The sequence below is a fragment of the Pseudomonas sp. NPDC098747 genome, assembly GCF_044760045.1.
Lineage (GTDB): Bacteria > Pseudomonadota > Gammaproteobacteria > Pseudomonadales > Pseudomonadaceae > Aquipseudomonas.
Genome location: NZ_JBIWAL010000003.1, coordinates 1 through 12,314 on the forward strand (window position 1 = coordinate 1; position 12,314 = coordinate 12,314).

Sequence of the window (12,314 nt, forward strand, 5' to 3'; positions counted from 1 at the left end):
AGCGCCTGAGCGCCCAGGAGTACGCCATGAGTGCCGTGATCAAAGACGCATCCCAGCAGAACGACAAACCCCTGGTCAGCCTGCGCAACCTGAACAAGCACTACGGTGATTTTGCCGCCGTGGACAACATCTCGCTGGACATCAAGGAAGGTGAATTCCTCACTTTCCTCGGCTCCAGCGGCTCCGGCAAAAGCACCACGCTGTCGATGCTCGCCGGCTTCGAAACACCGAGCAGCGGCGAGATCCTCGTCAACGGTCAGTCGCTGGTCAACGTGCCGCCGCACAAGCGCGACATCGGCATGGTGTTCCAGCGTTATTCGCTGTTTCCGCATCTGTCGGTGCGCGACAACATCGCTTTTCCTCTGGCGATCCGCAAACTCGCTGCGGCTGAACGTGAACGGCGTGTCGATGCGATGTTGAAACTGGTGCAGCTCGACCAATTCGCCCATCGCCGCCCTTCGCAACTGTCCGGAGGCCAACAGCAACGGGTGGCGATTGCCCGGGCGCTGGTCTACGAACCACGCATCCTGCTGATGGACGAACCGCTGGGTGCGTTGGACAAAAAGCTGCGCGAAGATTTGCAGGATGAACTGCGCCAACTGCATCGGCGTTTGGGCATCACCATCGTCTACGTGACCCACGATCAGGAAGAAGCCATGCGTTTGTCGCAGCGTATCGCGATTTTCAGCCACGGCAAGATTGTCGGTCTGGGCAGCGGGTATGACCTGTATCAGAATCCGCCGAACGCGTTTGTCGCGTCGTTTCTTGGCAACTCGAACTTCCTCAAGCTCAAGGCTCAGGGCAACGCAGCAGCGGGTTTCGAGGGCCAGTCGTTGTCGATTCGCCTGACTGCTGGATTGCATACGGATCAGGACGTGTTGCTGATGGTGCGCCCGGAAAAGGCACTGGCGTTGAGCGTTGAACAAGCGATCAACGAGCCGCTGGCGGCGGGTTGGAATGAGGTTTCAGCGAAGGTGGTGGAAGTGCTGTTTCTGGGTGAGAGTCAGACGTGCAGCGTGGTCACTTCGGGTGGGACTTCGATGACGGTCAAGGCGCTGTCGGCGGCGGGCATGCCGCTCAAGACAGGCGATCCGGTGCAGGTGCGCTGGGCCACTGCAGACGCCTGCGTCTATACCGAATGGACTGAAAGCGATCTGAACAAGGCAGCTGGCGCTCACTGATAGCGTGTTGTCTGCGGAATTTACCCCCTCACCCCAGCCCTCTCCCAGAGGTAGAGGGAGCAGATCCGGGGATATTGAAGAAGTACGTCGACCTGAAAGTTCTGCAGTGAATCCATATTCACCGCCAATCTTTCAGGTCGATATCTGACGCCGGGCAACTCGGTCAGTCCCCTCTCCCTCCGGGAGAGGGTTAGGGTGAGGGGCAAGCAGGCGACGCGGTATCACCTGATCGGCGCATACCCTTCAACCTCATCCGGCCACACCGTCAGCACTTCAAAGCCCGTTTCCGTCACCGCCACCATGTGTTCCCACTGCGCCGACAACGAGCCATCCTTGGTCAGCACGGTCCAGCCATCCGGCATGTTCTTCACATGGCGTTTGCCGGCATTGAGCATCGGCTCGATGGTGAAGATCATCCCGGCCTTGAGCGTCATGCCCTGATTGGGAAAGCCGTAATGCAGGATCTGCGGTTCATCGTGATAAACCTTGCCGATGCCGTGCCCGCAGTACTCGCGCACCACGCTGAAACCTTCCTTCTCCGCCAGACTCTGGATCGCATGGCCGATATCACCCAGCGTCGCGCCCGGACGTACTGCGCGAATACCGGCACACATGGCGTCATACGTCGTTTTAATCAGGTGCTGTGCTTCAGGCGTAGCCTCACCCACCACGTACATGCGACTGGTGTCGCCGAACCAGCCATCCTTGATCACGGCGATGTCGAGGTTGACGATGTCGCCGTCCTTGAGCGGCGTGCCCGACGGAATGCCGTGGCAGACTACGTCGTTGACTGAGGCGCACACGGTTTTCGGGAAACCGTGATAACCGACGTTGGCGGGAATGGCTTTCTGCACATTGACGATGTAGTCGTTGCACAGCCGATCCAGTTCATCGGTGGTGACGCCAGCCTTTACGTGCGGCACCAGCATCGCCAGCACTTCAGCAGCCAATTTGCCAGCAGCGCGCGATTGAGCAATGTCAGCCGGGGTGTTGATCTTGATCTGGTTTCTCATGCCGTGACGTCTTCCTGAGTCAGTTGTTGCAGGTCCAGCCCGCCGTTTTGTTCAGCACGAATCAGCAAGCGGCAGATTGCGCTGTGGTCAAGGTTGGGGTGCAGCTCGGCGAGCATGCCGATGCGCATCCAGTGCTCGGCCTGCGCGTTGATCGAGCGGCTGAGTGCGTTGCTGGAAATGCGCAGGTTCTCGTGCATGTCCTCTGAAATCTTTACGATGCCCATGGCACAATCCGATACGAAGTGTATATGGATCGTATATTAGCCAAGCCTGGTGAGGAATTGCAAACCGAACCCTGCAGGCACTGAATTTCAGGCAAAAAAAAGCTGCCAGAAATGGCAGCAAAAACTTTGAAGAACACGCGATGTGTTGGGCTCAGTATGGATATCGAATAATGACACTGTTATGACAAACAACAATTCACTGAACCGCCCCTGCCCCGTCATCAGGGTGTCATCAAGATAACGGCAGAATCCTCGCAAACCGTCTTGAGCCTCGCGACGGATGCTTTGCAAGGACTGCCATGAAAGACGACGCCTCGCTGTTTGCCGCCATCGACCTGGGTTCGAATGCATTTCGCCTGATGATCGGCCAGTCAGTGCGCAGTCGCAAAGGCCTGATGATCCAGGAAGTGAAAACCTTGCGCGAACCGGTGCGTCTGGCCGAGGGGCTTGACGGTGGTGCGCTCGACACCTTGGCTCTGGATCGAGGCTGGCAGGCGTTGGCGCGGTTCGGCAAGAAACTGCGCGGATTCGAGCCGGGCCGAGTGCGAGCAGTCGCTACCAGCGCGGTGCGGGAAGCCGATAACGCGCAGCTGTTTCTGGCCAGTGCGGAGCGGCATCTGGGCTTTCGCATCGACGTCATCTCAGGGCATGAAGAAGCGCGATTGGTGTACGCCGGCGTGGCGCACGCGTTACCGGGTGTCGAAGAGTTGCGCCTGGTGGTCGACATCGGGGGCGGTTCTACCGAATTGATCCTCGGCCAAGGCTCACAACCACTGCTCACTGAAAGTATTGCCATCGGCAGCGGCACCTTGAGCACGCGGTTCTTTCGCGGCGGCGAGATTTCCCCCGGCGCGCTGCAAGAAGCTGAACGCGTCGCCATCCTCGAGTTTGAAAAGGTCGCCCGACGCTATCGCGCTCAGGGTTGGCAGCAGACCATTGGCTCCTCGGGCACCGCGCGGATGCTCGCCAAAGTGCTCAAGGCCAATCGACTGAACGATTTCGGTCAGGACGGCATCACCTACGCGGGGCTATTGCGTCTGTCGCTGCTTCTGCTGAAGGTGACCAACGTCCGCCAGCTCAGACTCGAAGGCCTGCAACCACACCGCCAAAGCATCCTGCCCGGTGGACTGGTGCTGATGCTGGCGGCGTTCAAGGCGTTCGGTATCTCACAGATGGTGCCATGCGAACCGGGATTGCGCCTGGGCGTGCTGCACGGGTTGATGAGCAAGCACTGACCCTCCCACCGCTTGACTGCATTCCCTCAGTTGGATCTGCACGGGTCGAAAATGTGTGGACACCGCTGATCCCTGTGGGAGCTGGCTTGCCAGCGATGAGGCCCGCACATTCGACATTGATGCTGCCTGATCCACCGCCATCGCTGGCAAGCCAGCTCCCACATTTTTTCTCTGTACAGCCCTCGACATCGCGTAACCCTCCTCCCGCTGTTAACGCCCGGTCCCGAGGCAAATTCAGTTCTATAGTTAGATCAAAATCGCTGATCTTTTCAGCCCGCCGGGTGGTTGCGGCAGATTCCTTCACGGCTTATGTTGCATGCGAAGTTTTCCCGCGAATGGAACGCGATCCATCACCAACAAGAGGTGAAGAATGTCGAAGGAATCCCGCCCTGCCGTACTGCGGCTGATAGGAAATACGCCGCTGGTGCAAGTGACCCGCTTCGATACCGGCCCCTGCACACTGTTTCTCAAACTCGAATCGCAAAACCCCGGCGGCTCGATCAAAGATCGTATCGGCCTGGCGATGATCGATGCCGCCGAACGTGACGGTCGCCTCACACCCGGTGGCACTATCGTTGAGGCCACTGCCGGCAATACCGGCCTGGGCCTGGCACTGGTGGGCCGCGCCAAAGGTTATCGCGTGGTGCTGGTCGTCCCGGACAAAATGTCCACGGAAAAAGTCCTGCACTTGAAAGCCATGGGAGCCGAGGTGCACATCACCCGCTCCGACGTCGGCAAGGGTCATCCCGAGTATTACCAGGACGTCGCCGCGCGACTGGCGAAAGACATTCCCGGCGCATTTTTCGCCGATCAGTTCAACAACCCGGCCAACCCGCTGGCCCATGAATGCAGCACCGCGCCGGAGATCTGGGCGCAGACCGAACATGACCTGGATGCGATTGTGGTCGGCGTCGGCTCCGCCGGCACCCTGACCGGGCTGACCCGTTTCTTCAAACGCGTGCAACCTGAGCTGGAAATGGTCCTGGCCGATCCCGTCGGCTCGGTGATGGCTCAATACAGCCGCGACGGCTCGCTGCCCACCCCCGGTTCATGGGCGGTCGAAGGCATTGGCGAGGACTTTATTCCGTCGATCACCGACCTCTCCAGCGTGCGCCACGCCTATTCGATCAGCGACGAAGAAAGCTTCGACCACGCCCGTCAATTGCTGCGTGCCGAGGGCATTCTCGGTGGTTCATCGACCGGTACCCTGCTCGCTGCCGCGCTGCGTTATTGCCGCGAACAGACCGAGCCAAAACGCGTCGTGAGTTTCGTCTGCGACACCGGTACGCGCTACTTGTCGAAGGTCTACAACGACCAGTGGATGACCGATCAGGGCCTGTTGCAGCGCAAAGGCTATGGCGACCTGCGGGACTTGATCGCTCGACGTTTCGAGGACGGCCGGGTCATCAGCGTTGGCCCCGATGACACACTGCTAACCGCCTTCCAGCGCATGCGCCTGGCGGATGTCTCGCAACTGCCGGTGCTGGTGGAAGGCAAACAACTGGTCGGCGTGATCGACGAATCGGACATTCTGCTGGGGGTGCACGAAGACGCCGCACGCTTCAGTCAATCGGTCTCCAGCGTGATGACCGACAAACTGCAAACCCTCGCGCCCGACGCCCCCCTCGCCGAACTGGAATCGGTGCTCAGCCGTGGCCTCGTCGCTATCATCGCCGACGTATCGGGCTTCCATGGCCTGATCACCCGCGTCGATATGCTCAACCAATTACGGAGATCCCTCGCATGAGTCAGCAGGACAAGAGTGCCCAAGGTTTCGCGACCCGGGTAATCCATGCCGGGCAAGAGCCCGACCCAACCACCGGCGCATTAATGCCGCCGATCTACGCCAACTCCACTTACCTGCAAGACAGCCCCGGCGTGCACAAGGGTTTCGACTACGGGCGCTCGCACAACCCGACGCGTTTTGCCCTTGAGCGCTGCGTGGCGGATCTTGAGGGTGGCAGCCGGGCGTTCGCTTTCGCTTCCGGGCTGGCGACGATTTCCACGGTGCTGGAATTGCTCGACGCCGGATCGCACGTCATCTCCGGCAACGACTTGTACGGCGGCACCTTTCGCTTGTTTGACAAGGTGCGCCAACGCAGCGCCGGCCATCGCTTCAGCTATGTCGACCTGACCGACCTGTCGGCGTTCGAGGCGTCGTTGCAGGACGACACGCGCATGGTCATGGTCGAGACACCGACCAATCCGCTGCTGAGCCTGTCGGATCTGGCCGCCATCGCGCGTATCTGCCGCGCACGCGGAATCATCAGCGTGGCCGATAACACTTTCGCCAGCCCGTATATCCAGCGTCCGCTGGAGCTGGGTTTCGACATCGTGCTGCACTCGACCACCAAGTACCTGAACGGTCATTCCGACGTGATCGGTGGGATCGCCGTGGTCGGGCAGAACGCCGAACTGGCCGAACGTCTGGGCTTTTTGCAAAACGCGGTTGGTGCGATTTCCGGGCCGTTCGATGCATTTCTCACGTTGCGCGGAGTGAAAACCCTGGCGCTGCGTATGGAGCGTCATTGCAGCAACGCGCTGGATCTGGCGCAGTGGCTGGAGCAGCAGCCGCAAGTTAAACACGTCTACTACCCAGGGCTTGAGTCGCACCCACAGCATGAATTGGCGAAACGGCAAATGCGCGGTTTCGGCGGGATGATTTCCGTGGATTTGAACTGTGATCTGGCCGGCGCGCGGCGCTTTCTAGAGAACGTGAAAATCTTCGCCCTCGCCGAAAGCCTGGGCGGCGTTGAAAGCCTGATCGAGCATCCGGCGATCATGACTCATGCCACCATTCCACCTGAAACCCGCGCAAAACTGGGGATTGGCGACGGCTTGGTCCGTCTGTCGGTGGGCGTTGAAGACATCGAAGACCTGCGCGCCGATCTGGCGAATGCCCTGACGAAAATCTAGCGCTGCAAGAATGACAAAGCCCGCACGATGCGGGCTTTGGTGTTCGAGTAGGCGGCCAGTGCTGGTCTCTGGCTTACAAGGTTTATCAGGCTTCTCACAGTACCGGGCGAAATTGAAAAGTAGTGCCTCGGCTGCTTCACACGGCATAAGGGCTGGATCTCAGCGCGGAGATCTTTCTAACCGTGCACCCTTCGGAACGCGCCCCACGTCCCCTTGCTATCCGTTTGCGCATCAGTCTGCGTCTTCACCTACACCTTTGAGCGTAGCAAAAGCACAGAAAAACGAGCAGGTGCTTTTAGACTGATTTCCTTCTTGCTCGGGCCTGCAAGGAAGCGAAGCGACTATCGCAAACGTCTCCCCGCCTCAGGAATGCTATTGCAGCAATCCCCGGCTTCTCGGGTAAACCGGTAGTTCTTATCTTTATCAAGCTCAATAAGACCGTCCTCGCACAGGCGCTTGAGCACTTCGCGCACACTGATGAATGACAATTCGGGCGATGTCGACTCGACATACGCATGCACCCCGTTCACACCCATAGAGCGCCCGTCCCTGCTGGCAACCACCAGCGCATTGATCACTTTGAAACGGATCAGGCTGGCACGCAGCCCAAAGTGTCGCAGCAGTTCGCGAATATGCTCGTTGGCACTGCGTTCGAACTCAAAGGCCAGTGGGTTGGTGGCGGTCCGCAAGGCTGAAGGTGCGTTTACCGACGCAGCGCCTGGGTTGCTGAACATGCGAATACTCCTTTTCAGAATTGTTCAGGCGGGCTGTCGCTGATCCCGCCTGCCACCCACGCTCCAGACCGCAACGTGGTCGTGACGCTATATATAGAAGAGCAATGCGTAACTGCCGTTTACCAAGGCTCCCCTTTTCCAGCGTGCGTCAGAAATCGACCGTGGCCGACAGCTGCAATGTCCGCGGAGATCCCGGGGAGAATGCGCCGTAGGAGGCCACGCCTGACCAATACTCACGATCAAACACGTTCTGCACGGTGGCGCGGAACGTCGTTGGTCGGCCTTCGATTTTGGTGGCATAACGCGCACCCGCATCGAAACGGGTCCAGGAATCAAGTTCCTGGGTATTGGCCTGGTTGACGTACTGACTGTCGGTGTAGATCGCACCGCCGGTCAGTGTGAAACCTTCAAGCCATGGCGTATCCCATTCAGCCCACAGGTTGGCCTGTACGTCCGGCACGCCGACCGGTTTATTACCACGGTTGGCCGCTGTCGCCGAATCAGTCAACTTGCCATCGAGCACCGTTACGCCACCCATCAAGCGCGTGCCCGGGGCCACTTCGCCGAACATGCTCAATTCGACACCGCGGTTACGTTGCTCGGCCTGCACCGAGAACACGTTGTCGGCGCCGACTTCGCCACTGGGTTTCTCGATCTGGAACAACGCCAGCGTGGTCATGAACGTGCCATGTTCATATTTGACACCGACTTCATGCTGCTTCGATTCATAGGGGGCGAATGTCTCGCCGGCGTTGGCCGCGGTTCCGGGCGCGATGTCACCTTTGCTCAAGCCCTCGACATAATTGTAGTAGAGCGAAACATCCTCCCAGGGTTTGACCACCACACCGACCAGCGGGGTGGTGGCGTTATCGTTGTATTTCGAGCTGACAGAACCCGCCGCGTTGTAGTTACGCGACTCGATGTCCTGACGACGCAGGCCGAGCGTCAACTGAAAGCGGTCATCGAGCATGGACAGCGTGTCAGTGAACGCAACGCCGGAAAGTTCCGACTCGGAAATACGCAGCACCTTCGGCGCGTTGATGTATTGCTTGGGTGCATCCACTGGGTGGTAGATGTTCGAACGAACCGCCCTGCCGCTGGTGATGCCACGGGACAGTTCGTCCTGATACCGGGTCGCCATCAACGTGGTGGTGTGGGTCACCGGCCCGGTGGCGAACACACCGCGGATCCCGACATCCGCCGTCGACCGGTCAACGTTGAATTTGTAGTAGCCGGGGATATTGCTAGTATCACCGGCATCATTGAGGATTCGTGGTACCTGGTCGGACATGCGCTTGACGTCCGACTTGCCGCCACCGGCATGGGCGAACACCGTGACGTTATCTGTCAGGTCGTACTCGCCACCGAGCAACGCCGACTGCTCCTTGGTGTCCGACCAGCCCCAATCCTGCGACACATTGGTTCGACCATTCGGCGCAGACGGAACATCGACGCCCGGCGCGACGGTGAAGGGCCGCGAAGCCCCTTCGAAGTTTTCCTTCTGGCTGATGTAATCAAGGTTCAGGCGCAAACGTTCACCGCGATAATCAAGCGCAATCGCGCCGATACCCAAGTCTCGCTGCTGATCATCGACCGCGGTATCACCGCCCTGCAGGTTGCCGTTGAAGCGCACGCCGAACTGGTTCTGCGAACCAAATCGCCGACTCAAATCCAGATGCCCACCCACTTGCGAGTCAGAGGCATAACTGCCGGTAAAACGAGTCAGGTCTTCATCCAGCGGACGCTTGGGTACGATGTTGATCACGCCACCGACACCGCTGTTGGGCGAGATTCCGTACATCAGCGCCCCCGGCCCCTTGAGCACTTCGACACGCTCGGCGTAGTCGGTGAATACCCGATAGTTTGGCGCTACACCGTACACGCCGTCGTACGCCAACTCGCCCAGGTTGCCTTCACCAATCGCAAAGCCACGGATGAAAAACGAGTCAACGATCCCGCCCGTCTGCCCGGTCGAGCGAACCGAAGGATCACGCTCCAGCGCATCGGCGACGGTCACGGTTTGCAGATCGGCCAGTGTCTTGGCGGTGTAACTGGTGACGCTGAACGGGGTGTCCATCACATCCTTGTTGCCCATCATGCCGAGCCGGGCACCGCGCGCGACCTGACCACCGGCGAGCGTTTCCGGCAATGCGGTCGGGCCGCGGTAACGGGCGTTGATGTTGGTGGTGTCGAGGGTCAGCGCATCAGCGCTGTCGTCGGTCGACGCTGCCGCCGAACTGTTCGAAGTCTTATCGGCGGCAACGTCTTGTGGCTCGGGGCTCGCGGCCCACGCGTTGGCGCTTCCTGCGACCAGAACGAAATTCAGCATGGCGGTACGAATGGCGAGTGTTAACACGCGCTCACCGCAAGGACGACTGACAACAGGCATGACGTGAGGATCCTTTTCAACAAGGGAAAATGGTAATCACTCCTATTGCCAGTCGATCTGCGAAAAAGTATCACCCGCAATAAAGTTTTTTTTGAATTCGTCCAGCGGAGCTCAGGCGTACAGGTTTTCCAGCGGTATCGCGACCACCGGCAACGCTGGGTCAAACGCGTGTCGGGTGGTCTTGTAGGGAAAAATCTCACCACGAGCGATTGTGGTGAAAATCCGCGCCACCTCGAACGCCTGCCCGGTCTGCCAGTGCCGCACACATACTCGCGGATCGCTGTAATCGAGCTGGATGCACGGCACCCGCTTCAAGCCCAGCTGCAACGCGGCGTTGAAGCGGTGATTGCCGTCCATCACGATCCCCCGTGAACGCTCGACGATGATCGGTTCCAGCCAATGCCCGGCGCGAACAATCGATTCGCACAGCCGTGTCACGTTGGCCGGATCGACCTGCTCCGACGGCAGCACTTCGCTGAGCGGTCGCAGCGCAATCTGATAACCGTGTTCCATGGTGGTCCTCCTGATTTGCTTGGGATTCAGCAAGCATCGGCGCGGGTTATCGCAAACGGGCTGATAGCAGTCTGGGTCTGGCGACTGACTTGATCGGATTGCATGGCGTTGCTCCTTTGCGTGAACCAGTCGTGGTTTCTGAACATTTGCAGGCCCCTTCAGCGGCAAATTTGCGTGCTCGTCCGGGGTATCTCGCAGCCACCCTTAACGCCTTATTGATCAAGGAATTAAGCGTCTTTTTATTTCAGGACGAACGCTTCCTTGAGCGTGTAAATACACGTTCATTGATTTTTCTTGCGCAGGTCTTTATTCCAAAATATTTGAAAACCTTACTTGATAATCGTTCCTGTTCGCAATATTGTTCACGCCGCCAAGAGAAACTATCTTGGTTTCAACGCAAGCGAGCAGCACCACGGAAAGTACATATCAGTGATGTCATTTGAATGCCAGTCACTGGCCATTTACAGGGCATTGGTCATCAACTAGTGGCCAATTGGAACATCCGTACAAACCTCAGGGAATGGGTTTTCATGCAGTTATTTTGTGAAATATTTATTACGATCAGCGCCACCATTCAAACTTCAGCTATCGCCTGGCGCCCGCCTCCGAGTTGTATAAAACTCGTTTACAACGAGTAAACAGACTGAGTCCGTCGATAGCGATCAGTTATCGAAACATCAATGACGAGGTTATTTCGACGCCAGGGGTTAACTATGCCTACAACAAATTTTATAGCGATTGAACAATCAATCGAAACTCATCACCCCGACATGTTGAAACCGCTGATCGACCCAATAATCGCTACGCTTATCAACAACTTCCCGGACACACTTGCTGATCTGGCCAAACAACACGGCTCCCCCTTAAACCTGGTCTGGCCCCACGCGTTTAAATTAAACACACAGACCCTGCTTAACGTGTTGAAACAGCACAACGTGCCTTGTGAAATATTCTATGGCGCCAAGGCCAACAAGTCCCAGAGCATGCTCGGGGCGGCAGCAAATTCGGGGATTGGCGTCGACGTGTCGAGCATCCACGAACTCCATGCAGCGCTCCGAGCCGGTACACCTGGCGCAAAAATCTGCGCCACGGGGCCGGCGAAAACCGCCGTATTTCATCAGGCATTGATTAGCGCAGGCTCGCTGATTTGCGTCGACTCGCTGGAGGAATTCGATCACCTGAAAAGTGAGATCGAAGCATTGCAGCCAGTCGCCAAAGCCAGGATTTTACTGCGTTACAGACCGAAAAGCAGTCCAAAAAGCCGCTTCGGCATGAGCTCGGAAGATTTGCTGGAGGGCCTTCAACGACTGACCAAACGCAGTGATATTTTTCACTTCGAGGGTTTCCATTTTCATCTGGGCGGCTATGGGTTCGAATCCCGCGCACAAGCGTTGCGCGAGGTCAGCGGGTTCGTCGGGGCTGCCAGGGAAATGGGCTTGAATCCGCGGATGATCGATATCGGTGGCGGCCTGCCGATACGTTATGTCGAGCCGCAGACGTATGCCCGATTCTTACAAAACGACAATACGCCAAGCCATTACTACAACCAGAAAATTCCCGAGGCTTATTATCCTTATGGCGGCGACCTCACAGCAGCGCAATGGCTGACGTTATTGCTCGAGGCCGAGCATTCGCCCGGATTATCCATAGCCAATTATTTAAAGCTGGAGAATATAACGCTGGCACTGGAGCCCGGTCGAAGCCTTGTCGATCAAGCAGCGATTTCATTATTTCGCGTCACCCGCACCAAGAAACTTGCCAACAACAAAACCGTCATCTTTGTTGAGGGCAGTAGTTTCAGCGCTTGCGAAACCTGGTTCGCCTCCGAATATCTGGTTGATCCGATCCTGATCAGCACAAAAGAACTGCCACACACACCCACCCAAGCTTTTATCGCAGGTCATAGCTGCCTGGACGACGACGTTATCACTCATCGCCTGATCAACTTTGCGACTGCACCCCAGACTGGCGACTTATTGATTTACGTCAATACCGCCGGTTATCAGATGGACTTGCTGGAAAACGAGTTTCATCGCCATCCCCTGCCCCGACGGTTGACGGCGACTTGTTCTACGGAAGGTAACTATGCGTTTTCACCTGACTATTAAA

The 12,314-nt window shown here is 57.8% G+C and carries 11 protein-coding genes; 6 read left to right on the top strand and 5 right to left on the bottom strand.

The features are described from left to right. Positions 1–26 precede the first annotated feature (26 nt). Positions 27–1,181, top strand: coding sequence for an ABC transporter ATP-binding protein (locus ACIQVE_RS02130; RefSeq protein ID WP_402804508.1), 1,155 nt, complete (start codon positions 27–29; stop codon positions 1,179–1,181). 221 nt (positions 1,182–1,402) lie between these two features. On the opposite strand, the gene map is transcribed toward ACIQVE_RS02130, so the two are convergent. Both map and ACIQVE_RS02140 read right to left on the bottom strand, forming a co-directional pair. Beyond that, entirely contained in the window at positions 1,403–2,194 is a 792-nt protein-coding gene (map, locus tag ACIQVE_RS02135) for a type I methionyl aminopeptidase (RefSeq protein WP_402804052.1), read from the bottom strand. Continuing rightward, positions 2,191–2,418, bottom strand: a complete 228-nt coding sequence (locus ACIQVE_RS02140) for a ParD-like family protein (protein ID WP_042559521.1) — start codon at positions 2,416–2,418, stop codon at positions 2,191–2,193. The genes map and ACIQVE_RS02140 overlap by 4 nt, the downstream gene beginning before the upstream one ends. Positions 2,419–2,717: 299 nt before the next feature. Here ACIQVE_RS02140 and ACIQVE_RS02145 point away from each other — a divergent pair, with 299 nt between their 5' ends. The 3 genes from ACIQVE_RS02145 (at position 2,718) to ACIQVE_RS02155 (ending at position 6,569) form a co-directional block, all read left to right on the top strand. Further along, positions 2,718–3,653, top strand: coding sequence for a Ppx/GppA family phosphatase (locus tag ACIQVE_RS02145; RefSeq protein WP_402804056.1), 936 nt, complete (start codon positions 2,718–2,720; stop codon positions 3,651–3,653). A 370-nt stretch (positions 3,654–4,023) separates the two neighbouring features. Further along, positions 4,024–5,400, top strand: a complete 1,377-nt coding sequence (locus ACIQVE_RS02150) for a pyridoxal-phosphate dependent enzyme (protein WP_402804059.1) — start codon at positions 4,024–4,026, stop codon at positions 5,398–5,400. After that, on the top strand, positions 5,397–6,569 hold the full coding sequence (locus tag ACIQVE_RS02155; protein WP_402804062.1) for a cystathionine gamma-synthase: 1,173 nt from the start codon (positions 5,397–5,399) through the stop codon (positions 6,567–6,569). Before ACIQVE_RS02150 ends, ACIQVE_RS02155 begins: the two co-directional genes overlap by 4 nt. 341 nt (positions 6,570–6,910) lie before the next feature. Here ACIQVE_RS02155 and ACIQVE_RS02160 read toward each other — a convergent pair whose 3' ends face one another. The 3 genes from ACIQVE_RS02160 to ACIQVE_RS02170 all read right to left on the bottom strand — a co-directional run bounded on the left by ACIQVE_RS02160 (position 6,911) and on the right by ACIQVE_RS02170 (position 10,205). Then, positions 6,911–7,303 (bottom strand): fe2+ zn2+ uptake regulation protein, encoded by a 393-nt coding sequence (locus tag ACIQVE_RS02160; protein WP_402804065.1) that lies wholly within the window; start codon positions 7,301–7,303, stop codon positions 6,911–6,913. Between the two features lie 148 nt (positions 7,304–7,451). Then, a complete protein-coding gene (locus tag ACIQVE_RS02165; protein ID WP_402804068.1) occupies positions 7,452–9,692 on the bottom strand; it encodes a TonB-dependent receptor in 2,241 nt (746 codons plus the stop codon). Positions 9,693–9,803: 111 nt separating this feature from the next. After that, positions 9,804–10,205 (bottom strand): ParB N-terminal domain-containing protein, encoded by a 402-nt coding sequence (locus tag ACIQVE_RS02170; RefSeq protein WP_402804071.1) that lies wholly within the window; start codon positions 10,203–10,205, stop codon positions 9,804–9,806. An 89-nt stretch (positions 10,206–10,294) separates the two neighbouring features. Here ACIQVE_RS02170 and ACIQVE_RS02175 point away from each other — a divergent pair, with 89 nt between their 5' ends. Both ACIQVE_RS02175 and ACIQVE_RS02180 read left to right on the top strand, forming a co-directional pair. Next, positions 10,295–10,648, top strand: a complete 354-nt coding sequence (locus tag ACIQVE_RS02175; RefSeq protein ID WP_402804073.1) for a hypothetical protein — start codon at positions 10,295–10,297, stop codon at positions 10,646–10,648. Between the two features lie 270 nt (positions 10,649–10,918). Next, positions 10,919–12,313 carry a Y4yA family PLP-dependent enzyme gene (locus tag ACIQVE_RS02180; RefSeq protein ID WP_402804075.1) on the top strand — a complete coding sequence of 465 codons (1,395 nt, stop codon included), beginning with the start codon at positions 10,919–10,921 and terminating at the stop codon, positions 12,311–12,313. Position 12,314 lies beyond the last annotated feature (1 nt).